Here is a 26,697-nt window from a genome sequence, read left to right as displayed (position 1 = left end):
ACTTCTGTCTGATGCGTGATTTATTTTGTCCTTATCTTCCGATAAGAATCATTGTACTCAAAGTATTAACTTTGGTTGTTGTTATATTCTATATAATTGTATGATTATCATCCTTAGATGTTAATCTCGGTTCAATGTCGCATCTTTAACGACTTTTATATAATACCACATATTTTTTTGCTTGTCAACTATTTTTATCATTTTTTTATGATTTTTTTAGTTTTTTAAGCTCTTAATTCATGTCGCATTACATATATTATACACTCTATGAAGTTTGTTGTCAAATTATTTTGTTTTGCATAATTTCCAACTCTTCAACGTGCCTTATTATAATACTAGGATTTTTCCTTTATGTCAAATATTTTCTTATTTTTATTTTCTTTCTATAATATAGCCTTATTATATAGCCTTATTTTATTTATTAATTTTCAATTTTTTTCATATTTTTGTTTACAAATTGAAAAAAAGGTCTATAGTATGTAATTATACTATAGAGGATGTGATACTTTTGTTTAAAACAATAATTGATATAAATGGACGTTTGGGAACTTTCTTATGGGGTTATCCTATGATTGTTACTCTCTTTCTTGGTGGCTTGTATTTGATTTTTAGGTCGAGGTTTTGGGTTTATAGAAATTTTTTCTATATTTTTTCTCAAACTTTCGGAAAACCTCGTGCTAACAACGGGTCTACCGATAATTCTATCTCTCCCTTTCAAGCTGTATCTACTGCTCTTGCTGGTACTATTGGTGCGGGCTCTATTATAGGTGTTTCTACTGCCATAGAGTTTGGCGGTCCTGGCTCCATTTTTTGGATGTGGATGGCTGCTCTTGTTTGTATGACGACTAAGATGGTTGAGGTAAGTCTGGCTGTAGCTACTCGTGAACTTGATGGTGAGGGGAAGTTGGTTGGTGGCCCTATGTATTATATTTCTAAGGGGGCTAAGAAGCCTTTGCTTGCCAAGCTTTTTGCGTTTTTCTCTGTTATAGCTATCCTTGGAACTGGTGGGCTTGTCCAAGCAAATTCTATTTCTGATTCTATAAATGATTTAAGTGGTCTTTCTTTAAGAACTTCAGGAGTTTTTATTGTTCTGCTTATGCTTTTGGTCCTTGTTGGAGGTATTAAGAGGATTGGGGCTTTTGCCGAAAAAATTGTTCCTTTTATGGCAATTTTTTATGTTCTTGGCTCTATTTTTATAATTTTTCTCCAAAGAAACTACCTTGTTGATGCTTTTAAACTTATCATTAGTGACGCTTTCTCTAATGAATCTCTTGTTGGAGGTGTGGCAGGTTCTGGTGTGCTAATGTCTGTTAGGTGGGGACTGGCTAGGGGTATTTTCTCTAATGAAGCTGGGCTTGGTACTGCTCCTATGGCTCACGCAACAAGTCATACCGATCACCCTATCAGGCAAGGTATGTGGGGCGCAATTGAGGTTTTTGTATCTTCCCTTGTGATTTGTACCATGACAGCTCTTGTTATTATTACTTCCGGCTTGTGGACTGACCCAAACTTATCTGGTGCAAGCCTTACTGCTGCTGCCTTTTCTAAGTCTCTTCCTCTGGGGAGGTTAGTTGTTAGTGTAAGCCTAATTCTTTTTGCCTTTACTACAGCTGTATCTTGGTGTTATTATGGCCAAAGGTCTATTTTCTACCTAACCAAGTCCGATAAGGCAAGTTCTTACTTTAAATACATTTATATAGGATTTTGCTACTTAGGAGCCATAGGTGGGTTGAAGTTTGCTTGGAATGTGGCTGATACTGCCAATGCTCTTATGGTTATTCCTAATGTAATCGCTCTAGTTTTGATGGCCAAGCCTTTCTATAGGTTGTTGAAAGATTTTGATTCCTATAAGAATTCAAGCAAAAAAGGAAATTATAAGTGGACCTATGATAATAAATGGAAATCTTATTTTGAAGATTAGATAAATTAAGCTTTTGGTTGTTCCAAAAGCTTTTTTTGTTCAAAAATCCTCTACTTAATTTCTTTCAAGCTCTTTTGTAGAATTTTTTCTCTAGTATATTCCGATTTTTCCTTTTCCAAAAGACTCTATTGGATTAAAATATTTCCCTCAGTTTATTTTATATATTTTCTACACTTTATTTGTAAGAAAACTGTTGGTTTTAAGCATTCTATGAATCATCCGATAAATAAACACACAAAAAGGCTAAAGCTTTCGCCTTAGCCTAGCATATTTATAAAATTGCCTCTCTTAAATCTTTGAGAGCTCCTCTTGCTACATCCATTGCCTTTTGCATAGCAACTTTGTTGGTCATATCTACCCCTGCTTTTTTGAGAACTTCTAGTGGGTATTCGCTCTCTCCTGCCTTTAGGAAATTGAGGTAAGCTTGTCTTTGCTCATCTGTTCCATGAAGGATGTTTTGGCTTAGGGCGACTGCACTCATAAAACCAGTAGCATATTGGAAAACATAGTAGAACATATAGAAGTGAGGTATCCTAGCCCATTCTGCTGAGATGTATTCATCTACCTTTATGTCCTTTCCAAAGAGGTCTTCGTTCAATTGCTTGTATATTTCGTGGAGTCTTTCTGCTGGAATTGGCTCTCCTTTTTCTACTAGCTTATTTACCTTGTGTTCAAATTCTGCAAACATGGCTTGTCTAAAGACTGTTGACTTAAATTGATTCACAAAATAATTTAACAAGTAAGCTGTTTCTTCTTCTGACTTAGAGTTTTTGAGTAAATAATCTAGGAGAAGAAGCTCATTTGTTGTTGATGCTATCTCTGCTAAGAAGATTGAATAAGCTCCATATTGGTAGTTTTGGGTCTTTCTTGTGTAGTAGGAGTGCATAGAATGGCCCAGTTCATGAATCACTGTAAATACATCATCAATTGTATCTGTGTAATTTAGGAGGATGAAAGGTTGGGTATCGTAAGAACCTGAAGAGTAAGCTCCACCTCTCTTGCCCTTGTTTGGGCATACATCAAACCATCCCGTCTCAAAACCATTTCTAGCAACTTTTACATATTCTTCGCCCAAAGGTTTGATTGCCTCAAGCACTATTTCCTTAGCCTCATCAAAGTCGATTTTTCTCTCATAATCTTTTACAAGTGGCATATAGATATCGTGAAAACCTAAGTCGTCTACCCCAAGAAAGTCCTTCCTTAGACTTGTGTAATCTCTATGAATATCTACATTGTCGTGGATGACTTCCAAAAGATTGTCGTAAATCTCCTCAGGAAGATTGTTGGCAAAGAGGCTCATTTGCCTAGCTGAATCAAATTTTCTAAGCCTTGCTTCTGTGTTGTGGGCTGAATAATCTCCATCAAGAGTACTTGCTAGAGTATTGGCAAATTGCCTGTAAGTTTGGTAGTATTTCTCGTAAACTTCACGTCTGAAGTCCCTATCCTTATCTTGTTGGAGGTTTACAAAGTTTGCTCCAGTTATTTGGATTTCTTCCCCATCTTTTTCAACGCTTGGAAAGCTTAAATCTGCATTTTCAAAAATCATATAAGTTGAACGTGGGTTTTGGGCTGTTTTTCCAAAACTTGCTATGATTTGCTCACTTTTTGAATCAAGGGTGTGGTCCTTGTACCTGTAGATATTATCAAAGTAATGAGCTAGGTTAATAATTTCTGGATCCTTTAAATATTCTTTTATAAGTTCATAGTCGGTTGCCAAAAGCTCTGGTCTTACAAAAGATGAAGCTTGAGCAACTGCAACATAGGTATTTGTAGCAATTTGACTCATTTCTTGGTATTTGGTTACTCTTGTATCCTCATCAGACCTAAGAGATGCGTATACATAAGCTTTTTCCAGTTTCCTTGATAATTTTTCATCAAGTTTTATAAATGCTTTGAATGTTTGAAGATTTGATGTGATTTTTCCTTCAAATTCTCCAAGTTCTTGGGAAAGCTTATTGATTTCTTCGATTTCCCTATAGAAATCCTCGTCTTTTGCATAAATTGATGTGGTATCCCACTTTAATCTTTCATCTATATCTTTTCTTTCCATAATTTCTCCTTATAATTAGTAAAGAGCAAGGCTCTTATTTCCAATTCTAATAAACAAAAAGCTTAAAATCACAAAGGCTATAACAGATATCAGGATTGTAGTAAGAGGGAGATTTCTATGAACTACTGGAAATATTCCAGCAAGAATTATCCCTCCTATAAAGCCTCCTAGATGTCCTTGGATGCCAATTCCTGGTGCTAAGAGTGAATAGATAAGGTTTATAGCTATTATAGATATAAAGCTTGCTCCAAGTCCCCTAAGTACCGCATCGTCCCTGTAATTTAGCATAAGTCCTATAGCAAGTCCAAACATCCCATAAAGACTAGTAGATGCTCCAGCTGAAACTGTATTTGCTCCTCCAAAGGCATAGGTAAAGAGATTGCCCATTACCCCAGCTAGCAGGTAAATAATAAGAAAATTAACCGATCCATAGAGTTTCTCAAAAAGAGGTCCAATATTGTATAGGAAGTACATATTAAACATAATATGGAAAAATCCTATATGGATAAAGGCCGCAGTAACAATCCTCCACCAACCACCTTCGTGGACAAGGGGTTTAACCATAGCTCCGAATCTAATTAGATTCTCAATACTTTCACTACCGCCAGTTAGGCTCATAAGAACAAAAACAGCGATATTTACAAACATCAGGACTGCCGTCACTTTTGTTTCTCCTAATTTTTTTATATTTATATTCATAATTATTAATTGTACCACTTTTTTACTTTAATTTAAGTATTTGTCATCTACTTTACGAGCAAGTTTCCTAATTTCTCTCATTAGACTCATCCTATCCAAGTAATCGTCAATATCATACTCGCAAATATAGTCAAAATATTCATCATCAGATACTTTCTTGTCATTTTTATCATGCAAAAAAATTATCTTAATATCTTCCTTATAGCTCTTGGCAAGTCTTGCCATCCCTATTGAAGAATAGGCATCAAACTGACTTACATCTTCTCCAAGTACAATATAATCAACATCTGCAAGCAAATTTTTGAAATCAATTTTTTGTAATATATAATCCATTGGTCTACTAATCTTCGCCTTAAAATAAGTAAACAAGGCCCAAGCAGCTCCTCCCCCAGACCCCAAGGAAGGAAAGTCGATGTCGCTTACACCCAAAAGCTCGGACGTTCTTTCAATAAAATTCTCACATCCCCTAAAAAGCCTTGCCACATCATAATCATCAGCTCCCTTCCTGTAGGCTCTATCTTCCAAAAAAGAATTGTTCCCAAAGAGAGTCATCTCGCTACTTGTCGCTATATTTATATCAGCCATCTTAAATCTTTCATCAACATTTTCTATGTCTATACTTTTAACTTTAACCAAATTTTTGGCAACTGGACTTAAGCTATTTCCATCCTCATCATAAAACCTTGCTCCAAGACCATAGAGCATCCCCATGCCCATGTCATTACAAGCACTATCGCCAAGACCTATATAAAAACTCCTAGCTCCTTGGTCTAAGGCATCTACAAAAACTTCTCCAAGTCCCAATGATGAGGCGTTCATAACATCAAGATCTTCCTTATAGATAAGAGAAAGGCCTGATGACTCAGCCATCTCAATTGTAGCAAAATCCTTATTTATAAGATATCTTGCAGTTATAGCTTCATTCAAAGGATTATGGACATTGACGTACTTATACTTGCCACCTGCTATAAACTTCATGGACTCTATTGTTCCTTCGCCTCCATCGAGAAAAGGGATAGGAATAACTTCACCGCCGAGTTCTTCCCTAAAAATTTGACCCATAGTAACAGAATTTTCAAAATTTTTGATTGTATCTATAGCTATTAATGTTTTCATTGTATCTCCTCACCTAGTATATACCCGAATTTTTTACAGATTTTTGTAATAAAACTTAAATTATTTTGTTAAAATATCATTCTTTACTTATTTTTAGCTAATTTAAGCCAAAAAACACTTTACAGAAAGCCCAAGTCTTGTTATACTAGATTAGAAAGAATATAACTTTCGCTGTTTAACTCATGGAATCCATAGGATTTCAACCATCAAAGACCATTACCCTTGTAATGGTTTTTTTAGTTAGATAGCAGTTAACCAGCGAAAGAGCAAAATTTTATCCTGAAATTTTGTAAGGTAGGTATTTTTTCCTATTTTTTAATAAGACGCTTTATAGAGTTTTGATATATAGCATATTTTAAGTAAAGTAATAATATTATTACATTTTTAGGAGGATTTTTTGTTAAAGAATAAAAAAATAGCAATTATTTTTTCAATATTTGCGATGTTATTATGGGGATCTGCCATCCCTACTATAAAGACAACTTATCTTGAATTAGGGGTTGGTGCTGGTGATACTGGTCAGAAAATCCTAATTGCAGGTATAAGATTTTTTATGGCTGGGTTAATAACCTTAATCTATTTCATGATTTTTGATAGATCTTTTAAAGATTTCAAAAAACTTGATTGGAAATTTGTCTTAATCCTTGGTTTTATCCAAACGAGCGTCCAATATCTTTTCTACTATATAGGTCTATCTAATACTTTTGGGGTCAAATCTTCAATTATTCAAGCTGCCAACTCCTTTATTGTCGTTATATTTTCTTCCCTACTTTTGCCAGAAGATAAGATTAACTCAAAGATGATTATGGCTTTAATTATAGGTACAATCGGGATTATAATTACAAATACTGGCAAGGCTTTCGGCGGAGAATCTATGAAGATAAGTGGTGAGGGTTTTATTATTGTTTCCACATCTATCAATGCCTTGTGTACAGTCCTTGTAAGAAAATACGGCAAGGGATTAAATGGATTTTTGCTTACTGGCGTCCAATTTCTCGTTGGCTCAACCGTTTTAATTATTGTTGGAAGTATGGCTTCCCAAACTTCCCTACATTTCACAATGAAGGCTTGTATCCTCTTACTTTATGCAGCCTTTATTTCTGCAACTGCCTTTAGCATATGGACGATTGTTCTTCAAACCCACTCAGCTAATGAGTTTGGTATTTACAAGCTTTTTGTTCCTCTTTTCGGATCAATTCTTTCAGTTCTTATCCTTGGAGAAAGCTTTACAACTAGGCTTGCTATAGGTATGATCCTCGTTCTTTCTGCATCTTTGATTCTTAATTTGAATAAGAGAAGGGTCTAATTCGCATATAAAGTTAGAGCAAATTTTATTTAAAAAACCATATCTTCCTCTATGCTTAGTCATAGAGGATTTTTTATTGGTTATTTTATAAAGATTTAATTTGACTTTTAATTTAGAATGATTATAATTATATTAGAAAGAGTGATAATGATTATTATAATTATTAAATCTCTACTAATATAAAAAAGGAGAATGATATGGCTTTTATAGGAAGAAAATTACCAGAATTTAGTTTAGATGCTTACAATCCAGCTAAGGAGGAATTTGTTACAGTTACTGACAAGGATCTTCTTGACAAGTGGACTGTCCTAATTTTTTATCCAGCAGACTTTACTTTTGTATGTCCAACAGAGCTTGAAGATATGCAAGAATCTTACAAAGAATTGAAGGAGCTTGGTGCTGAAGTTTATTCAGTATCTGTTGATACCCACTTCGTTCACAAGGCATGGCATGACAATAGCCAGGCCATTAGCAAGATTGAATACACAATGATTGGTGATTCCAACAAAGAACTTACTAGAGAACTCGACCTTCTTGATGCATCAGGCAAGGCTTTAAGAGCAACTCTTGTTGTTGATCCTGAAAATGTAATCCAAACTATCGAAATCAATGCAGATGGAATCGGTAGAAAGGCAAATGTAAATATCAACAAGATTAAGGCAGCTAAGTATGTTGCATCTCACCCAGGTGAGGCTTGCCCTGCTAAGTGGGAAAGCGAAGAAGATGCTACCCTTACTCCAGGACTTGACCTTGTAGGAAAAATCTAATATGTTAGAGCAAACTTTAAAGAACCAGCTAGCCCAATATCTTGACTTATTAAAGACAGAAGTCGTTATTGGGCTTTCTGTTGATGATGGTGAAAATTCTAAAAAGGTTAAAGAGTTTATTGATGATGTAGCAAGTCTTTCTTCGAAAATAAAAGTCGAAGAAAAGAAACTCACCTACATTCCTTCTTTCGAGCTAAAGGGAGAGTTTGACCATGGAAAAATCGTCTTTGCCGGTCTTCCTCTAGGTCACGAATTTGCTTCCTTTGCCCTTGCCCTCCTTCAAGTTGGAGGAATCGAGCCAAAGGTTGATCCTAGCATAAAGAAAAGAATCAAGGCTCTTGATGGATGTGATTTTGAAACAATAGTTTCCCTATCCTGCCACAATTGTCCAGATGTTGTCCAAGCCCTCAATATAATGGCAATCCTAAATCCTTCTGTAAATCACACAATGATTGAAGGATCCATGTTCCAAGACCTAGCAGAAGGTCGTGATGTACTTGCAGTTCCAGCTATTTTTAAAGATGGGGACTTCTTCGAGGGTGGCAAACAATCAATTGAGACTATCCTCGATAAACTCGGCTCTAAGATAGATGCTAATCACTTTGCTGATAAGGGACTTTTCGATGTCTTAATAATTGGTGGGGGCCCTGCAGCAGCAACCGCAGCAATTTATGCAGCAAGAAAAGGAATCAAGACAGGAATAATTGCAAGCGAATTTGGTGGTCAGGTAAATGAAACACTTGGCATAGAAAATATTCCTGGCTTTAAATACACCGAAGGCCCTGATTTCATGAATCAAATGAAAGAACAAGCCCTAGCCTTGGATGTTGATATAATGACAGGAGCCCTTGCAGATAATATAGAAAAAAAGGATGCTCTTGTTGAAATAAGCCTAGATAATGGAGCAAAATTAGAAACAAAAACAGCAATTATAGCCACAGGCGCTAGATGGAGGCTAATAGGTATCCCTGGAGAAACTGAATTTAGAAACAAGGGAGTAGCTTATTGCACCCACTGTGATGGCCCACTCTTTAAGGGCAAAAACGTAGCAGTAATCGGCGGAGGAAATTCAGGAATAGAGGCTGCAATTGATCTAGCTGGCATGGTTAAGCATGTAACTGTCCTAGAATTTTTACCAGAATTAAAGGCTGATGAAGTCCTCCAAAAAAAGGTAAAATCCCTAGTTAACGTAGATATCATAACCAACGCCCAAACCACAGGCCTATATGGTTCTAACAGACTAGAAAGCCTAGAATATACAGACAGGATTTCTGGAAAGGAAAACAAGATTGATATAGCAGGTTGCTTTATCCAAGTAGGCCTTGTGCCAAATACAGAATGGCTAGAAAAGACAGAAGTAAAACTTAGCCAAAGAGGAGAAATTATCACAGGCCAAGATGGGGCTACAAATGTAGAAGGCATCTTTGCAGCAGGAGATGTGACAGAAGAGCTATTTAAACAAATTGTTATAGCAGCAGGATCAGGTGCGACAGCAGCCCTTGGTGCTTTTAACTTCTTGATGAGAAAATAAAAATCTAACATATAAATTATTAATAAACTAAACTTTAAAATCCATCCAAGAAACGGTCTCTTCCCCTTATGGGGATTGACCGTTTTTTATTTTATCTTCGCAATATTTACCTATCTTCTAAATGTCTTCTACTAGACCTAAAATCCTATTCTTAAAACTGATTAGCTAATATTTATTGTAAAAAATTTTGTTAATCCCCTATCTTTTTTGATAATGCAAATCACTCTTGATTAACTATTTAATATGTGTTATCATTATCATGACTAGTCAACTGATTAACAAAATATAAGTATGAGGTGAATTATGAAAAACAACAAGAAATATACTCTAGTAGCTCTCCTTTCTCTAGGTCTTATCCTTTCTGCTTGCCAAAAGGATCAAGCTAATGATAAGGCTTCTGATGATGGTAAGGCAGAAACTAAGGTAGAAGAACAAGCTAAGGAAGAAAAACCAGCTGAAGATGCTAAAGAAGATGCTAAAGATGCTGATAAAGCTTCTGAAGAAGTAAGCATGGCTGATTGGGAAGGCGAATGGAACAACATGGGTGGTTACCTAGAAAAACCTGAAATCCAAGCTGCTTACAAGACCCTAGCTGAAAAAGAAAATACAGATGAAAAGACTGCTAAAGAAGGATACCTAAAGAAAAGAAAATGTGATTTTGGTGGTCTTGAAATTTCAGGCGACCATGTGAAATTCTTAAAGGAATTCCCAGAAGCTAAGGGCGAAGTTATTGCCGAAGCTGATTACAAATTCAAGGAAAAAGTAGAGGCAGAACATGAAGGCCATAAATTAGAGTGGGATATCTTCGAAGCTACAAGCGAAAATGCTCCTTACAAGGTTCTCATGATGATGCCTATCCACGGTGAAGAAAGTCTAACCCACTTCCACATGAGATATGGTGATGATAAGGATAGCCTCCTTAAAGAAGAGGGCTGGTATCCAACCTTTGTTAAACCATCTTCTACCGACCAACAAATCATAGATGAAATTAGTGAGTAGGATATTATCCCTTGGTCTTAGGGCTAAAAGTCCTTATAGATTTAGGCTAAAGAATTTTCTTGTAGTTTTTCCCCTACTAATCCTCTTTTTAGCAAGCGGATGTTCAAAAGACAGTAAAAAGACTAAAGATTCTCCCTTAATTTATACTTCTTTTTATCCAATCTGTGACCTAACAAAGATGGTTGGTGGGGATACTATAAATGTAGAATCTTTCATGCCCTTGGATAAGGATCCTCATATTTGGGAACCAAGCCCAAAGGATATGAAAAAGCTAGCCAAATGCGACCTTCTAGTTGTTAATGGAGCAAATATGGAGCCTTGGCTTGATAATGTTAGAGAGAATTTGCCAAATCTTGATATCCTAAAGCTTTCAGATTCTGTAGACCTCATTACCTATAAGGGCGCAGCAGCTATTGGTGATTTTCAATATCTAGCAAGGATTGATGTCGAAGCGGGTAAAAATAAAATCGACTTCGGCCATACCCACGAGGATATGATGAGGGTCGCTTTTATTAAAGATGAAGGACTTAGCCAAAAAGATTTGGTAAAAAAGGCCAAGGAAGTGATGAGCCAAAAGGGCGAACTAGTCCATCAAAAATCCACAAGCAAGATAGAAGAGGGCAAGGTTTATGGTATAGAGATGGGCCATGAATCTGGTGAAGTATTTTTTGATTTCCCAGAAGCTGGCAAATGGATTTTCATCTCTGATAGGATAAGCGAGGACTTGCTCCCATACAACTTTGCTGATGGCAAGGGAAATTTCTTAAAGGATGAGGGTAAGGAGGTCTCCCTTATGGAGGGCTCTTCGTCAGGTTTTGATAAAATTACCTATGACCCTCACTCATGGATATCTATTGTCAATGCTAAGAAATACCTAAATGCCATCCAAGAAAAACTTATTGAAAAATATCCGGACCACGAAAGACTTTATAGAAAAAATAAGTTAAAATACGTTGATAAATTGACAGATATAGATGCAGAATATAAAGATAAATTCTCTAAGCTTGATAAAAATAGGAAGAATTTCCTAACCCTCCATTATGCTTACGCTTATCTAGCTAGAGATTTTAATCTTAACCAATACCCTCTCCAGGGCCTAACTAGCCTTGAAAGTCCAAGTCTAAAGACAATCAAGAAGGCTATTGACTTTTCGCAATATTACCATATTTCAACTGTCTTTTATGAATATGGTCAAAATCCAAAACAAGCCAAGGCTCTGGCAGAAGAAATAGGGGCTAAGATCTCTCCTCTTACCTCTATGGAGTTTTTAAGCAAAGAACAAAAAGACAAAAATCAAGACTATATTGATTTGATGAGAATGAATCTAGAAAATCTCTACAATTCTATGGCCGAGGAGGAAAAATGAAAGCAATAGAAATAAAAGATGTGACCTTTGCCTACAACAAAATCCCCGTCATAAAATCCTGTAATTTTAGCCTAGAGATGGGAGATTTGGCCCTTATCCTTGGTGGTAATGGCAGTGGTAAGTCAACTTTGATTAAATTAATGTTAGGTGAACTAAAAAAAGATACAGGTTCGATAAAGATTTTAGGAAAGAATATCGAAGATTATAAGTCCTATAAAGATATCGGTTACCTTCCTCAAATAAATATTGTAAATAAGATTTCTTTTCCTATAACTTGTTTGGAGCTTGTATCTTTAAATCTTTATGAGGATTTCGGTTTTATCAAAATCCCTAGGAAATCCCATTACAAAAAGGCTAAGGATATCCTTAATAAGATGGGCATGGTGGATTTTATCAATACTCCTGTTAATGAATTATCTGGCGGACTTGCCCAAAGAGCAATGATTGCCAAAGCAATGATTAATAACCCACAAATCCTCATTTTAGATGAGCCTACAGCAGGTGTAGATAAGGAAAGTAAGGCTAATTTTTTTGAAACCATAGACATTCTTTCAGAGAAATTTTCCATAACTATTGTCATGGTGACTCATGAACTAAAGGAAATGGAAAGCCTTAACTTCGCTATGAAAAAATATGAAATGACTGAAGGGAGGCTTGTAGAATGTTAGAATTTGCTTTTATGAGAAAAGCCCTACTTCTAGGTTTTCTCCTTTCTATTATGATTCCTATTATAGGAATAGTTATTGTCAATAGAAAGACCTCAATGATAGGCGATGCCCTATCTCATACAGCCCTTGCAGGCGTTGGTATGGGGCTTATCCTTGGCTTTGATCCTCTTTTAGGATCTGCTATTATTTGTGTAATAGCGGCCTTTCTTATAGAATTAATAAGAAAAAAATTTCCCCAATATGGTGATATGGCAACAGCAGTAATAATGTCGACAGGTCTTGGTATAGCAGCCATCCTATCAGATTTCGCTCCTGGTGGTAATTCCTTCGAGTCCTACCTCTTTGGTTCGATCTCATCAGTTACCACAGCTGATATAATAAATACATCCATTGTGTTTGTCTTAATTATTATCCTTTCTGTAAGCAGGTATTCAGCCCTTTTAGCTATTGCCATAGATCCAAATACTGCAAGGCTTTCTGGGGTTAAGGTAGAAGCTGTTGATGCTATCTTTACCCTCCTTGCAGCTATAACTATAGCCTTATCTGTTAAAATAATTGGAGCCTTGATGGTTACAAGCCTCATCGTTCTTCCAGTTGCAACAGCCCTTATAGTAGCTAAATCCTACAAACAAACTTTTTTCATAACTACTATTCTTGGTGTAATTTATATGATGCTAGGTATTATCCTATCCTATAATTTTGACATCAAACCAGGCGGGGCTATTGTAGTAAATGCAATTATCGGCATGGCTGTCTTTGCACTTTATAAAAAATTTTTAAGAAAATGAGTTAACTAAAAAGATTTATTTTACCTGTAAGACTTTTAGGAAAAATGAGTAACAGCTTAAAATTTAGCAAATAAAAACTGGCAAGCTATATTATCGGTAGAGATCCTATAGCCTAGCCAGTTTTTCTATTCGCCAAGTTCTTTTTTATACAACTTTATAAGTTCATCTTCTGTTATATCCTTTGCCCTTAAATCTAGGGCTATATGTCCCTTATTTAGCATTATTATCCTATCAGAATACCTCACTACATCTCTTAGGTTGTGAGAGATTAGTAGGGTTGTGATTTTTTCTTTGTCTATTAGGCTTCTTGTCATATCCATTATATTTCTGCTAGTTTTTGGATCAAGGGCTGCTGTGTGTTCGTCTAATAAGAGGATGTCTGGCCTTTTGGCTGTTGCCATTAAAAGAGCTAGGGATTGCCTTTGACCTCCTGATAGCAGGCCTGTTTTGGTGTGAAGCTTTGTTTCAAGACCCAATTTTAGTTCTTTGAGCCTTTTTATTATTTCATCTGTATCAGCAGATTTCTTTAAAGACTTTAAGCCAAACTTTTCATTCTTTTTTAGGGCAAGTGCCATATTTTCATATATGTCAAGGTTTGTTGCTACTCCGTCCTTGGGGTCTTGGTTGACCTTGCCCATATATTTTGACCTTTTTTCTTCGCTGAGTTTGGATATATCCTCGCCATTTACTATGATTTGTCCCTCATCTAGGGGAAGGCTACCACTTATTAAATTCATCAAGGTAGACTTCCCACATCCGTTTGGTCCGATTATGGTTGTTGCAATTCCTTCTTCAACCTCTAGGGAGAACTTATCAAAGATTGTGTTTTCTTCACTTGTTCCTATGTTAAAGGTTTTTGTTATATTTCTAATTTCGAGCATTTTCTACACTCCTTTTGCGTTTTCTTCCAGAAAGATAATTATTATAGGCTATAAAGGCTATTACAATCAAGGCTGTGATTAGCTTTAGGTCATTTGGATTAAGACCTAAAAAGATGGCAAGACCTGATATTATCCTATATACAACTGCTCCAATTATAGCTCTTGAGCTATCCCTTAGCTTATCAGAAGATTTCATGATGGTATCGCCTATAATTATTGATGCAAGCCCTGTAACAATCATGGCTGTTCCCATCTGTATGTCAGCAAAGCCTTGATAGTTTGCCATAAGAGCTCCACTAAGTCCAATCATAGCGTTTGATAGGATGAGACCTATCATAACAAAGGTATCGGGATTTTTACCTAACATTTTGGTCAATTTTCTATTGTTGCCAGTGATTTTCAAAAGATAACCAGCTTCACTTCTTAGGTAGTAGTCAATAGCAAGTTTTATTATTACTGTAAGTCCCAAAAGAAGAGGCCATTTTGGTAGGTCTCCAAAAACACTAGGATTTCCTGCTATCGGAATGTTGCTTACACCTCCAATTCTTAGGTTGATTGAATAAAGCATTGTTAGGGTGAGGATTCCCGAAAGAAGAGGGTCAACCTTAACCTTTTTGTAGAAGAAGTAAGTTAGAAGTCCTCCAAGTCCTCCTCCAATTATAGCTCCAAGTATTCCCAGATATGGTCCAAGACCCTTTTGGATAAGAATCGCCCCCAGAAAGGCTCCGAGTGGATAAGTTCCCTCCAAGGACAAATCGTAGTATTTTAGAAACTTGTAGGTCATCATATAGCCCATAGCGAGGATTGCAAAGATTAATCCAACCTCTACAGATGCCCCTAGGCTTTGTGCTAGTCCAGTCATTTTTTCTCCTTAGTCGATTTTTTCTGCATCTTTTAAAATTTCATTTGTTAAATCTAAGCCAAGAGCTTCGGCGGTCTTTTTGTTTACAAGAGTCTTTAAAGTATTTGCCTTTTCATATGGAAGGTCTTTGACTGCTTTACCATTTTTTAGAATTTCTACAGCCATAGCTCCAGCTTGACTGCCTAGGTCCTTGTAATTTACCCCCTCACTCATCAAGGCTCCATTTTTTACACTTCCTTCGTCGTAGGCTATTGATGGAATTTTCTCCTTTATGAGAGCTTCGCTAATAACTGGCATAGCATTTACTACAACATTGTCAGTAACTGTAACCATGGCGTCTATTTTGCCCTTTAGGCTTGCTATAGCTTGAGGGATGTCGTTGATTGAAGAGACCCCTTGTTTTTCAAGCTTCAATCCCCTTTGGTTGAGGGCTTTTTCTAAGGCTTCAATTTGAACAACTGAGTTCTGTTCATTGGTGTTATACATAGTTCCAAAAACTTTTGCCTTTGGATATAATTTTAGAAAATCGTCGATTAACTTACCAGCTTCAACATAGTCTGAAACTCCACTAACATTATCACCCTTTAGACCAGCTCCCTCAGGGTCTGTTACTGCGGCAAACAAAACTGGTTTATCCTTGATGGTATTTGAAACCCCTTGGGCAGCAGGAGTTCCTATAGTGTAAATCAAATCAGCCTTCTTGCTCTTTAAATCTGTCGCAAACTGTGGGACTAAGGCAAGGTCTCCGTTTGCCCTATGGTCTATCAACTCATAAGCAATATTTTCGCTATCAAGTTTTTCTATAAAGCCTTCCCTAGCAGCGTCTAGTGATGGATGGTCGGCAATTTGAACAATCCCTACCTTTAGTTTCCCCTCTGCCTTAGCTTCTTTATCCTCGCTTTTAGCCTTGCCACAAGATGCCAAGATGAGACACGCAAGTCCTAGTCCTAATATTTTTTTGATTTTCATAACATTCTCCTTATTTTTATTTGATAGATTTGGGTAATAAAAAAACTCGCCCTCCATAGGACGAGTATAATTCGTGGTACCACCTAATTTCATAATCTAAAAAGATTATCTCAACAGAAGTCTATCAACTCCTTGCTTCTGATAACGGTAGCTTCCGTAATAGCTTACTTCATTCAGCTATTCTGTCTACAGATGGAATAAGTAAATAATCCTTACAAGACTTGCACCAACCGTCTTTTCTCTATGGTAATTCATATAAACCGTCTTTCTGTAATCACATTTTCTCTTTAACTAGATAATACATCCTTTAGAAATTTTTGTCAAATATTTTTAATTTTTTATTTATTTGAATTAATATTATCCATACAAGGTCAAGGCTCAGTCAACCTTCAAGGTTGAATACAAAATTGCCTTAACTGCTGGAATCCTATTTTCTGTTTGGTCAAAAACCATAGATTTTTGTGATCTAAAGACTTCATCAGTTACTTCCATCCCATTAAAATCCATATCCTTAGGAAGTTGGGCTATCACTTTTTGGGCTAATTTCGATTTTTTGTCATGAAAAGCTGGTAGACAATGCATAAATATAGAATTATCATGAGTTTTCGCCATAACTTTACTATCAACCCTATAAGGATAAAGCTTGTAAATCCTATCTACAGGGACCTTTTCCATCTCATTTAGGGCAATCCACATATCTGTATAAATTATATCCGCTCCCCTCACAGCCTCTTGCAAATCCTCTGTATAGATTACTTCTGAGTGATGATTTTCCGCAAAGTCTTGGGATAAGTCTATGAAGTCCTTTTGTGGAAAATATTCCCTAGGACCGCAAGCTGTGAAATTTATCCCAAGCTTAGCACAGGTTACTGCTAGAGAATTGGGCATAATATCTCCAGGATAGCCCAAATAAACCAAGTTTAACCCACGAAGATATCCAAACTTTTCTTTTATGGTTAGCATATCAGAGATCATCTGACTAGGATGGCTCTTGTCCGTCATGGCGTTATAGATTGGCACTTCAGTCATTTTGACCAATTTTTCAAGCATAGCTTGTTTGTTGCCCCTGTAGACAATCCCATCAAAATACCTATCAAAAACATTTATGCTATCTTCTATGGACTCTTTCTCACCGAGCTTGCTTGAATTTGAATTTATGAGGCTTACTCCCATGCCCAAATCAAAGGCCGCTACCTCAAAGGAGGTTCTTGTCCTTGTTGAGGCTTCTTCAAAGAGCAAAATCAAGTTTTGTCCTTCTAGGTACTTGTGAGCTTTCTTTTCTCTTTTGAGTTTCTTAAAGTCTTCTGCCAAATCTATCAAATATAGGATTTCTTCCTCCTTAAAATATTTCATATCGAGGAAGTTTCTATTTCGTAAATCAATTTCCATCTCTTTCTCCTTTTTTATAATATACCATATTTGTAGGTTTGTACGGTAAAAAAGAGGCTGTAGCAAATTATAAAGCAAGCCAATTTCTTAGGATATTCTAAAAATCTCCTAAAAAAGCCTCAGGGATAGGATTATTGTTTTTATAACAGCCTCATATATTATTTAATTATTTCTTCAACTATCGGAATTGCTTTGACTTCATGGTCTGTAAAGGAGAAAGTCTTGTAGAAGTCCTCTATCCATTCTTCACTTAGGTCTGTATCATGGTAGACTGTGCAAAGAAGGTCGCCAACTTTTACATAATCACCCTTTTTAACATTCATTTCAAGACCGACTGCATAATTGATTGGATCGGTTTTTTTCGCCCTTCCTGCCCCCAATTTCATGGCTTGAATACCTAGACCCATAGAGTGGATATTTTCTATGTAGCCTTCTTCTTTGGCGAGCATCTTTGTTTGGTACTTAGCTTGAGGAAGAAGATCGTTATTTCTTATTTGTTCCACATTTCCTCCTTGGTATTCAACCATTTTTTCCAATTTCTCGTAGGCCCTACCGGATGCTACCGCTTCTTCAAGCATTTTTCTTGCTTGGGCTTTATTTTCTGCCTTACCTGCTTGCATGAGCATGATTTCTCCAGCACACATACAAAGCTCAGTGAAGTCTTTTGGGCCATGACCTCTTACAGTTTCTATAGCTTCCCTTACTTCAAGAGCATTACCAATGGTGTTTCCAAGAGGTTGGTTCATGTCTGTAATAATTGCCATAGTATTTTTCCCTAGGCTTTTGCCTATAGAAATCATAGCTTTGGCAAGTTTTCTTGCATCCTCTAGGGTGTGCATGAAAGCACCTTCCCCATATTTTACATCAAGAAGGATAGTATCAGCCCCAGAAGCTAGCTTTTTAGACATTATTGATGAAGCAATCAAAGGAATTGAATCTACAGTTGCTGTAACATCTCTAAGAGCGTAGAGCTTCTTATCCGCAGGGACGAGATCACCAGTTTGACCGATTATGGCAAGGCCAATTTCATTTACTTGTTTTTTAAATTCCTCTTCTGTTAGAGATATGTTAAAACCCTCTATTGATTCTAGCTTATCTATGGTTCCTCCAGTATGTCCTAGCCCCCTACCACTCATCTTGGCAAGTTTTAGTCCACAGGCGGCAACCATTGCCCCTAGCGCCATTGAGGTCTTATCTCCAACACCACCTGTTGAATGTTTGTCTGACTTGATGCCTTCGATATCTGATAGGTCGATTACATCTCCAGAATGCATCATGGCCTCAGCCAACTTAGCTGTTTCATGGTCTGTCATCCCATTAAGCCTTATTGCCATAAGAAGAGCTGCTATTTGATAGTCCTCAACAGAACCATCTGTAACCTTGTCTATAAAAAATTGAATTTCTTGATCTGTAAGTTCTTCCTTATTTTTCTTTTTTTCAATTACGTCTATAAATCTCATTTTAATCTCCTTTAAAATATTAAGCAAATTCCAACAATTAAGCTTAAAGTACGCTTACACAAAAACCTGCTACCATCGCCCTTAGAGTAGGCTTGGCAAGGAGGACTGGTCTTTTTTTCTGGTCAAAGAACTGATATTCCAGATATACAAATTCCTATTGAACTTACATTGGCAAAGCCTGCCAAGGAAACCGCAAGCATGAAACCTAGTCTCTCACTCATTTGTCCAAGCATTGGTCCAAGCTTTCCAAAGGCAACAAATTTATTAAGGATAAACTTAGAACTAAAAAGTTTTCCTGCTGTTAATATTTCTTTACCCTCAAATCCTATCAACTAACCCCTTGGTGCAAAAAAAATATAGGAAAAATCGTTTCAGGATAAATACTAAATACTTAGCAACTAGGAGTGGACTTATTATTAGAAAAGTTAGGATATTGAAGTTATAATATCGGATAAATAAAAAAGGCAGTGCCTAGAGTCTTTTATATAGACTTTGGGTCTTGCCTTTTTTGTTTGAATTTTTATTAAATTTTGTAATCCTTCATGTTCTTACCAGCTATCATAACTGTTGATAGGTTGTGAAGGAGTGAAGAACTTGTATTTGACAAAATTCCTAGAACTCCTAAGATTATAAGACTTGAGTTTATAGACACAATTTGCTTGTAATCAGTTTTTATCCTCCTATCCATCTCCTTTGATAGTTTTACAACATCAACTAGGCCGTCTAGACTATCGCTTGCTATGGATATGTCAGAAATTTCTTTGGCTATATCAGCACCTTGGTGCATTGAAATGCCTACGTCTGCACTTGATAGGGCTACAGAATCATTTATTCCATCTCCTATCATTACAACTGTCCTTCCCTTAGCTTTCTCATCCATTACATATTTTTGTTTATCTTCTGGCAAAACTTGGGACTTGTAATAATCGAGGTCTAGCTTTTCTGCTACACTCCTTGCTGCATTTTCTGCATCTCCTGTAAGCATGGCTATGTTGTCGAAGGACAAATCTCTAAGATCCTTTACTATATCCTTGGCTTCTTCCCTTAGAGGATCTTCTATGCAGATTACTGCTATAAGTCTATCAGCAAAGGCTAGGTAGAGAAGAGAATAATCTTCTTTGAGTCTATCAATTATATCCCTAGTCTTATTGTCTATTTCGACTCTCTCATCGTCCAAGATAAAATGCTCTGAGCCAATCATAGCTACCTTGTCTACTATAGTAGTCTTTATACCATGGGCTACTATATATTCAGGCTTAGAGTGCATCTCCTCGTGTCTTAAATTCCTCTCCTTAGCAGCTTCTACTACAGCAGTTGCTATAGAGTGTGGGAAGTGTTCTTCAAGACAAGCTGCAATTCTTAAGCATTCATCTTCTTCGATATCATCAAGGGCAATAACTTTTGCAACCTTTGGTTCAGACTTAGTTAGGGTACCTGTCTTGTCAAAGACAATTGTATTGGCCTTAGATAAGTTTTCAAGGTATTTACCACCCTTAACCAAAACTTTCTCCTCAGATGCTTGGCTAATAGCCTTCATTATAGCTATAGGAATTGTTAGTTTTAACGCACATGAGAAATCTACCATCAAGAATGACTTGGCCTTTTCTAGGTTTCTTGTAAGAAGGTAGGTAAGTCCTGCTCCTATAAAAGAATACTTAACTAGGCTATCTGCCATATTTTCTGCATTTTTCTGAGCTAAAGACTTGTTCTTTTCGCTATCTGAAATAAGTTCTATAATATGGCTTAACCTAGATTCATCATACTTTTTCTTAGTTTCTATTAGGATTGCCCCTTCTTCAAGAGCAGTTCCTGCAAAAACTATGGAACCTACTGATTTCTTGACAGGATTTGATTCTCCTGTGAAAGAAGATTCGTTGACCATGGCAACACCCTTGATGACCTTGCCATCTACAGGAATGGAGTTACCCATCTCAACTTCTACCAAATCTCCTTCTTCAACTTCCTTAATATTTTTGATAATCTTCTCGCCATTTTTAATTACAAAAACATTATCAACATTTAAGGCAAGGGAATGAGCTAAGTCTTCTTGGGACTTCTTCATTGTGTAATCTTCAAGTTTTTCACCAAGTCCCAAAAGGAACATAATGTTACCCGCATCTCCAAACTGTCTAGTTGCAAGAGAGATTGAAATTGCTGTTGCATCCAAGAGTTCTACATTTACCTTTCCTTTAATCAAAGACTTGACTCCTGCTTTGATAAATGGATAGGCCCTAATAAATAGACCGATAGTGCTTAGAGGTTGAGGTAGGATATATTTGAAAAATATCCTAGTATACATGGCATCTCTTAAAATATGGAAGATGTCATTTTCAGATTGAGCTTGGAAGTCTGCTCTTTCTATAGAAGTTTCCTCAATAGTTTTTAGGTCTAGATCAAGAATCGCCCTAGCTATTTGTGGAATAAATCTTTCCTCATAATTCACAGTGATGGACTTTGTGAGGATTGATACCCTACAAGATTTAACTCCTGCGATTTCTTCTATGCGATATTTTAGCTTATTTAGATTTTCCTCTTTGATATAATCTTCATAGGTGAAACGGCTTCTGCCCTCAATTCTATGAGCAATAGAGGCTCTCATTACTTATTTTCTTCCTCAGCTGTTTCTTCTTCGCATCCACACTCGCATTCGCAAGCTACTTTTTCAATATCTTTTTCAGCTTCTTTTTTTGCTTCTTCAGCTTCTTCCTTAGCCTTTACTTCCTTAGCTTCTGCAAGGACATCTTCTGCTGAAACTCTGATAGATTCAAGAGTTTTATCAATAGATTCCTTTACCTTTAGGCCTCCAACAACTGTGTTAACTGTTGCTTTTTTGGCAAGTTTTGAGTTTAGAATTTTTCCTCCAACTAATCCTACCAATAATCCTGCTCCAACGCTTAATGCTTTCTTTTCTAACATGATATCCTCCTTAAATTCTAAGGATTTAGACTCTTTATAAAGTTTGTCCTTATTTAAGCCTAAAATCCTTGTTTATACTTCATATTATACTCTTTTTATTTGATTTTGAACAGAGGGGGATTTTCTAACTTTAAAATTATTCTTACTTTCCATCGATTATAGTGTCGGAAAATCCTAGCAAAATATCAAAATCAGAATTTTTCATCTCTAATATGCCATATTCAACTAAGCTAATCTCTGGATTATCCTTATACCTTCTATCTGGCTGACCATCCTTGGTGGCGTGGAGGTAGGTTTTTTCTATAAGATTCGCATCTTTGGCTACATGTCCAAATTCTACAAATTCTTCAGCCCTAAGGTCAACTTCCATATCTTCGTAAGAAATCGCCTTGTAGCTATTGGTTTCTGCAAGTAAGAGTGCATCTGGCAAGAAGCTTAGGCTAAAGTTTCCACTCCATAGACTTGTAACTTCAACATTTGTCTTAAATTTCCCTGGAAGGTTCTTAGTTATTTTTAGGGGACTTCTCTTGCTAATTACTAGTCTATTACCATCTTCTGCTATAGCTTCAATCAAAAATACCTCATCACTTTCAAGAATACCCGCAAGAAGCTTGTTAGTTAGGGCAAACTCTTCCTTAGAGTTTTCATTAAAATCATAGTCAATGTCAACCTCGGGACCCTCTTTCTTGTAGAAATATAGAATTAACCCTATTGCAGAAAGACCAATAAGAGATGGATTGATAAAAAATAAAAATATACCTGCCACAACTAGGATAAGACCTAAGAGCTTGTAGGGTCTTTCATCCCTCGCTGCTTCAATTATTTCACTTAGGCCAGTTGATTTTATATTCTTAAAATCTAGGGCGTAAGACTTTTCATTTTCGTAAGCCTCCATTTGCCTGTGTTCATTTTTTTCTTTTCTAGATCCTTGTCTACTTTCCTTAGCCAAGGGGTTTTTGAACTCCTTTTGGTAGGAAAGCCCCGTACCTGGTAGGTAGGCAGTTCCTCTAATATTTCCACTAGCCGTTCTTGTTAGCCTAAAGCCCTTGCCACCCCAAGAAAATCCTGGACCAGTCTTAGACATATTTATCCTAAAACCCAGACCCAAATTTATGCTTTTTCTAAATCTAATTCCCATAATATCATCCTTTCACAAGTATTATATCATAAGAGAGAATACTTTTAACCAAAGAAAACCTGCCAGCTCCAACTGACAGGTCAACTCGTAAATTCTTATTTAAGTGTTGCATACATAATTGCTTTGATTGTGTGCATCCTATTTTCAGCCTCATCAAAAACCTTAGATTGTTTTGACAAAAATACTTCTTCAGTAACTTCCATACCATTTAGGTCGTACTTGTCACCGAACTTGTCATAGATGTCCTTACCAACTGTTGTATTTAGGTCGTGGAAAGATGGTAGACAATGCATGAAGATTGTTTCTTCTTTGGCATTATCCATAACTTTCTTGTTTACTTGGTATGGGTGAAGTTGTTCGATTCTGCTAGCCCAAACTTCTTCTGGCTCTCCCATTGATACCCAAATATCGGTATAGATTACATCTGCATTTTTGGTGCTTGCCATTACATCTTCACTAAATTCAACTTTTGTACCGTGCTTTTTAGCAAATTCTCTAGCTATTTCTTGAACATCTTCTTCTGGCCAGAGGTCTTTTGGTCCACAGCCTATGAAGTTTAGACCAAGTTTTGCACATGTTACCGCAAGAGAGTTGCCCATGTTGTTTCTACAATCTCCCATATATACAAAGTTTAGCCCACGAAGATGTCCGAAGTTATCTTTTATGGTTAGCATATCGGCAATCATTTGTGTTGGATGCCACTTATCTGTTAGGCCATTCCATACTGGTACTCCTGCATTTTCAGCAAGTTCTTCAACCAAGTCTTGTCTAAAGCCTCTGTATTCAATACCATCATAGAATCTTCCCAAGACTTTTGCAGTATCAGCGATTGACTCCTTCTTGCCCATTTGGCTTGAACCTGGGTCAAGGTAGGTTACTCCCATACCAAGGTCCATGCCAGCTACTTCGAATGAACATCTTGTCCTTGTAGATGTTTTTTCAAAAAGCAAAACTATATTTTTCCCTTGAAGGTAGTTGTGAGGTGTTCCTGTTAATTTCAAATTTTTGAATTGTTCTGATAATTTGATTAAGTACAATACTTCATCTTCTGTGAAATCTTTAATAGCTAATAAATTGCGTCCCCTTAAATTAACTCCCATTTTTATCTCCTTTTAATTTTACCTACTGCTAATCTTTCTCTAGCATACTTGTAAGCATACCTTTCCATAAAATCATACTATCATAATTTACAAATAACTAGGTTAAGAATAATTTTATCCTAAGTAATACCTTGCCTGGTCCATTTTTATTCTAAAGTTATTCCTAGTTTTTTACTATTAGCAAAGCTTAATTATTATCTAGTTATTCTTGTCCCAACTTTTCCTTCTAGGCCATAAAGAGCCTTATCTAGGGAAGTGATTATAGCTTCTCCTTGTGGATTTTCTTCTAAGAACTTGATGCAGGCTTCAATTTTTGGTAACATTGAACCCTTGGCAAATTGGCCTTCTTCTATATATTTTTCTGCCTCATCAATTGTTATATCCCTTAACTCTTCTTGGTTTTCCTTAGCAAAATTAATGTAAACACTATCAACCGCAGTTAGAATTAGAAGTTTGTCCGCTTTTATATCTGCCGATATTTTGCTCGCAACAAAATCTTTATCAATGACAGCATCAACTCCGACACTAGCACCATCTTCATCAAAAACAGGAATGCCACCACCTCCGCCTGTGATAACAGTTGTATTGTTGGCAAGTAGAGTTTCTAATATATCTAGTTCTTTAAGTCTAAGAGGCTTAGGACTTGCCACAACTCTCCTATAGCCTCTTCCAGCATCCTCCTTAAAGCTATAGCCGTCCTCTTTTTCGATTTTCTCGGCTTCTTTCCTGCTATAAAAAGTTCCTATAGGCTTAGTTGGCTCAGAAAAGGCTGGATCATTTTTAGCTACTTCTACTTGGCTTATTATCGTTACCACCTTCTTATCTAAGTCTCTTTTTTCAATTTCATTTCCGATGGCTTGTTGGAGGTGGTAGCCAATATAGCCTTGACTTAGGGAAACACATTCTACCAAAGGAAATTTAGGTAGACTTTCATCAACTTCTGCTCCCTTAGCAAGACCTAGGTTTATCACCCCAACTTGGGGACCATTACCATGAACTATGGCAACCCTCTCATATTTTTCTATAATATCTACAAGGGCTTTAGCTGACCCCTTTACTACTTCTAGCTGTTTTTGTGGGCTATTGCCTAGGGCATTGCCCCCCAAAGCTACTACTATTGTCTTCATTTATGCTCCTTTCTTATGGTAAATGATGGTTCGTCTTTATATCTTGGCTTTATTTCTTATTTTTTTGATCTAGTTTGTAATACTTGTCTCCATCAAAGAATTCTTTTTTTATTTCGGCTACCTCTCTGCTCATAACAACGAGCCCTATCATATTTGGTATAACTACAAGCCCCAAAGTAAAGTCTAGGAAAACTCCTGCCTTGTCGAAGGATACGAAGATTCCTAAGATAATCATAAGTGATGCTATAAGTCTCATTAGCTTACCTATTCTTGTTCCCCAAAGATATTCCGCTTGTTTTTCACAATAAAATACTATTACTATGATTGTTGATAAAACAAAGAGAAATAGACTTATGGAAACAACTATTGAACCTAGCTGTCCAAAAAGCGTGTTGAAAGCTCTCTCTACAGCAACTGCTGATACTTGACTAATCGCTTCCTTGCTCATGTTTGGTTGCCATATTCCTGTAAGAAGGACAGTGAGAGCTGATATTGTGCAGACTACAATTGTATCTGCAAACACTTCAAAGATTCCCCACATTCCTTGTCTAGCTGGGTGGTCGGTTGTTGCGGCCGCATGACCATAGCCAGCAGAACCCATACCTGCTTCGTTGGAGTAAACTCCTCTGGCAACTCCCTTGGAAATAACTTGGGATAGGCTCACACCCCCTACTCCACCTACAACAGCAAGTGGATCAAAGGCTCCCTTAAAGATAAGTCCTATTACCCTTGGCAACTCGCTTATGTGCATAAGGATAATAATTATACCAAAAAGCACATACAAGCTTGCCATTATAGGTACCATTTTTTCAGTAACCCTGCCGATTTGCTTAACTCCGCCAAAAACCACTACAGATACTAAAATGAAGATAACTACTATAGCTATATTCTTTATAAGATTCTCATTTAGGTTGGTTTGGGCAAATACATTTTTTATAGGACCTGCCGCTGCCAGAGTTTGGAGGGTTATTGATGGAAGAATTTCTATCATAAAGAAGAAGGCAGCCAAACCTCCTAGTGCCTTACCAAGCTTTCCCTTCAAGCCATTCTTTAACATGTAAGAGCAACCTCCTACATAATCTCCATCATCATTCTTTTCCCTGTACTTAATAGATAGGGCAACTTCTGCAAACTTAGTGCCTTGACCAATTATTGCCGTTATCCACATCCAAAAAATTGCTCCAGGCCCCGCAGCAAAGATTATTGTGGGAACAACAACAATATTCGCCGCTCCTATTGATGAAGCAAGAGCTGTAGTCATTGCTTGGAAGGCTGATACTGTTCCAAAACCTCCGTCATCTTTTGAGAACATCTTGCCAAAAGTTTGTTTCATCACATAAGGGAAATATCTAAGTTGGATAAATCCTGTTCTAATATTAATAATCAGACCCCCACCTATCACAAGAGCCAACAAGGGCCAGCCCCATAGCCATTCCGTAAACGATTCAATAATTTCTACCATAAACTTCTCCTTGTTAAAAACTTACTACAAACCATCATCCTTTTTTAATTAAAGTGGATGCTAACTTTAATTACCATATAAAAACTATAAAATTTAATATTAATTAATCAGGATTTAACCTTTTATTAATTTTTACTATAGTTTTTAATATTATATACCTGTCTCTTATACACATCTGACGC

General features: G+C 36.6%; 23 protein-coding genes. 8 read left to right on the top strand and 15 right to left on the bottom strand.

Features of this window, described 5'->3' with window-relative positions; translation table 11 throughout:
• The first annotated feature begins 499 nt into the window (after positions 1-499).
• Positions 500-1,921 (top strand): sodium:alanine symporter family protein, encoded by a 1,422-nt coding sequence (locus Q0W95_RS03970; RefSeq protein ID WP_297790220.1) that lies wholly within the window; start codon positions 500-502, stop codon positions 1,919-1,921.
• A gap of 271 nt (positions 1,922-2,192) precedes the next feature.
• Here the strand turns inward: Q0W95_RS03970 and pepF are convergent, their stop codons facing one another.
• Genes pepF through Q0W95_RS03955 form a run of 3 tightly spaced genes read right to left on the bottom strand, consistent with a single transcriptional unit; the run spans position 2,193 to position 5,786 of the window.
• The gene (pepF, locus tag Q0W95_RS03965) at positions 2,193-3,971 is read right to left on the bottom strand and encodes an oligoendopeptidase F (protein WP_297790219.1); all 1,779 of its coding nucleotides are present in this window, start codon (positions 3,969-3,971) and stop codon (positions 2,193-2,195) included.
• 15 nt (positions 3,972-3,986) lie between these two features.
• Positions 3,987-4,670: a rhomboid family intramembrane serine protease gene (locus tag Q0W95_RS03960; RefSeq protein WP_297790217.1), complete on the bottom strand. Its 684-nt coding sequence runs from the start codon at positions 4,668-4,670 to the stop codon at positions 3,987-3,989.
• Positions 4,671-4,697: 27 nt separating this feature from the next.
• Complete coding sequence (locus tag Q0W95_RS03955; protein WP_297790215.1) at positions 4,698-5,786, bottom strand: glycerate kinase; 1,089 nt, start codon at positions 5,784-5,786, stop codon at positions 4,698-4,700.
• A 397-nt stretch (positions 5,787-6,183) separates the two neighbouring features.
• Between Q0W95_RS03955 and Q0W95_RS03950 the strand changes: the two genes are divergently transcribed.
• The 7 genes from Q0W95_RS03950 to Q0W95_RS03920 all read left to right on the top strand — a co-directional run bounded on the left by Q0W95_RS03950 (position 6,184) and on the right by Q0W95_RS03920 (position 13,211).
• Positions 6,184-7,092 (top strand): DMT family transporter, encoded by a 909-nt coding sequence (locus Q0W95_RS03950; protein WP_297790213.1) that lies wholly within the window; start codon positions 6,184-6,186, stop codon positions 7,090-7,092.
• Between the two features lie 197 nt (positions 7,093-7,289).
• Positions 7,290-7,859: an alkyl hydroperoxide reductase subunit C gene (gene ahpC / locus Q0W95_RS03945; protein ID WP_297790212.1), complete on the top strand. Its 570-nt coding sequence runs from the start codon at positions 7,290-7,292 to the stop codon at positions 7,857-7,859.
• A 1-nt stretch (position 7,860) separates the two neighbouring features.
• Complete coding sequence (ahpF, locus tag Q0W95_RS03940; protein WP_297790211.1) at positions 7,861-9,390, top strand: alkyl hydroperoxide reductase subunit F; 1,530 nt, start codon at positions 7,861-7,863, stop codon at positions 9,388-9,390.
• A gap of 303 nt (positions 9,391-9,693) precedes the next feature.
• Positions 9,694-10,389 carry a ZinT/AdcA family metal-binding protein gene (locus Q0W95_RS03935; RefSeq protein WP_297790210.1) on the top strand — a complete coding sequence of 232 codons (696 nt, stop codon included), beginning with the start codon at positions 9,694-9,696 and terminating at the stop codon, positions 10,387-10,389.
• The gene (locus tag Q0W95_RS03930; protein WP_297790208.1) at positions 10,373-11,755 is read left to right on the top strand and encodes a metal ABC transporter substrate-binding protein; all 1,383 of its coding nucleotides are present in this window, start codon (positions 10,373-10,375) and stop codon (positions 11,753-11,755) included. Before Q0W95_RS03935 ends, Q0W95_RS03930 begins: the two co-directional genes overlap by 17 nt.
• Positions 11,752-12,423 (top strand): ATP-binding cassette domain-containing protein, encoded by a 672-nt coding sequence (locus tag Q0W95_RS03925; protein ID WP_297790206.1) that lies wholly within the window; start codon positions 11,752-11,754, stop codon positions 12,421-12,423. Before Q0W95_RS03930 ends, Q0W95_RS03925 begins: the two co-directional genes overlap by 4 nt.
• Positions 12,417-13,211: a metal ABC transporter permease gene (locus Q0W95_RS03920; RefSeq protein ID WP_297790205.1), complete on the top strand. Its 795-nt coding sequence runs from the start codon at positions 12,417-12,419 to the stop codon at positions 13,209-13,211. Before Q0W95_RS03925 ends, Q0W95_RS03920 begins: the two co-directional genes overlap by 7 nt.
• Positions 13,212-13,336: 125 nt before the next feature.
• On the opposite strand, the gene Q0W95_RS03915 is transcribed toward Q0W95_RS03920, so the two are convergent.
• From Q0W95_RS03915 to Q0W95_RS03860, 12 genes are all read right to left on the bottom strand, one after another.
• Positions 13,337-14,092 (bottom strand): ATP-binding cassette domain-containing protein, encoded by a 756-nt coding sequence (locus Q0W95_RS03915; protein ID WP_297790204.1) that lies wholly within the window; start codon positions 14,090-14,092, stop codon positions 13,337-13,339.
• Positions 14,079-14,954, bottom strand: coding sequence for an ABC transporter permease (locus Q0W95_RS03910; RefSeq protein WP_297790203.1), 876 nt, complete (start codon positions 14,952-14,954; stop codon positions 14,079-14,081). The genes Q0W95_RS03915 and Q0W95_RS03910 overlap by 14 nt, the downstream gene beginning before the upstream one ends.
• Before the next feature lie 9 nt (positions 14,955-14,963).
• Positions 14,964-15,923, bottom strand: a complete 960-nt coding sequence (locus Q0W95_RS03905; RefSeq protein WP_297790201.1) for an ABC transporter substrate-binding protein — start codon at positions 15,921-15,923, stop codon at positions 14,964-14,966.
• A gap of 378 nt (positions 15,924-16,301) precedes the next feature.
• Positions 16,302-17,312: an ornithine carbamoyltransferase gene (gene argF / locus Q0W95_RS03900; RefSeq protein WP_297790200.1), complete on the bottom strand. Its 1,011-nt coding sequence runs from the start codon at positions 17,310-17,312 to the stop codon at positions 16,302-16,304.
• Between the two features lie 158 nt (positions 17,313-17,470).
• Positions 17,471-18,772 (bottom strand): pyrimidine-nucleoside phosphorylase, encoded by a 1,302-nt coding sequence (locus Q0W95_RS03895; protein WP_297790198.1) that lies wholly within the window; start codon positions 18,770-18,772, stop codon positions 17,471-17,473.
• Between the two features lie 122 nt (positions 18,773-18,894).
• Positions 18,895-19,104, bottom strand: a complete 210-nt coding sequence (locus Q0W95_RS03890) for a nucleoside transporter C-terminal domain-containing protein (RefSeq protein ID WP_297790196.1) — start codon at positions 19,102-19,104, stop codon at positions 18,895-18,897.
• Positions 19,105-19,295: 191 nt separating this feature from the next.
• Positions 19,296-21,371: a heavy metal translocating P-type ATPase gene (locus Q0W95_RS03885; RefSeq protein ID WP_297790194.1), complete on the bottom strand. Its 2,076-nt coding sequence runs from the start codon at positions 21,369-21,371 to the stop codon at positions 19,296-19,298.
• Complete coding sequence (locus Q0W95_RS03880; RefSeq protein ID WP_297790192.1) at positions 21,371-21,688, bottom strand: DUF6110 family protein; 318 nt, start codon at positions 21,686-21,688, stop codon at positions 21,371-21,373. The genes Q0W95_RS03885 and Q0W95_RS03880 overlap by 1 nt, the downstream gene beginning before the upstream one ends.
• Positions 21,689-21,830: 142 nt before the next feature.
• Positions 21,831-22,826 carry a DUF4236 domain-containing protein gene (locus Q0W95_RS03875; protein WP_297790190.1) on the bottom strand — a complete coding sequence of 332 codons (996 nt, stop codon included), beginning with the start codon at positions 22,824-22,826 and terminating at the stop codon, positions 21,831-21,833.
• A 95-nt stretch (positions 22,827-22,921) separates the two neighbouring features.
• Entirely contained in the window at positions 22,922-23,926 is a 1,005-nt protein-coding gene (argF, locus tag Q0W95_RS03870; protein ID WP_297790188.1) for an ornithine carbamoyltransferase, read from the bottom strand.
• A 194-nt stretch (positions 23,927-24,120) separates the two neighbouring features.
• Entirely contained in the window at positions 24,121-25,053 is a 933-nt protein-coding gene (gene arcC, locus Q0W95_RS03865; RefSeq protein WP_297790186.1) for a carbamate kinase, read from the bottom strand.
• Positions 25,054-25,102: 49 nt separating this feature from the next.
• Positions 25,103-26,515 carry a sodium:alanine symporter family protein gene (locus tag Q0W95_RS03860; RefSeq protein WP_297790184.1) on the bottom strand — a complete coding sequence of 471 codons (1,413 nt, stop codon included), beginning with the start codon at positions 26,513-26,515 and terminating at the stop codon, positions 25,103-25,105.
• Between the last annotated feature and the right edge of the window lie 182 nt (positions 26,516-26,697).

This window comes from uncultured Anaerococcus sp. (assembly GCF_947253225.1).
Classification (GTDB): domain Bacteria; phylum Bacillota; class Clostridia; order Tissierellales; family Peptoniphilaceae; genus Anaerococcus.
The sequence above is the reverse complement of the archived record's forward strand: the minus strand, read 5'-3'. Positions and strand labels throughout refer to the sequence as shown.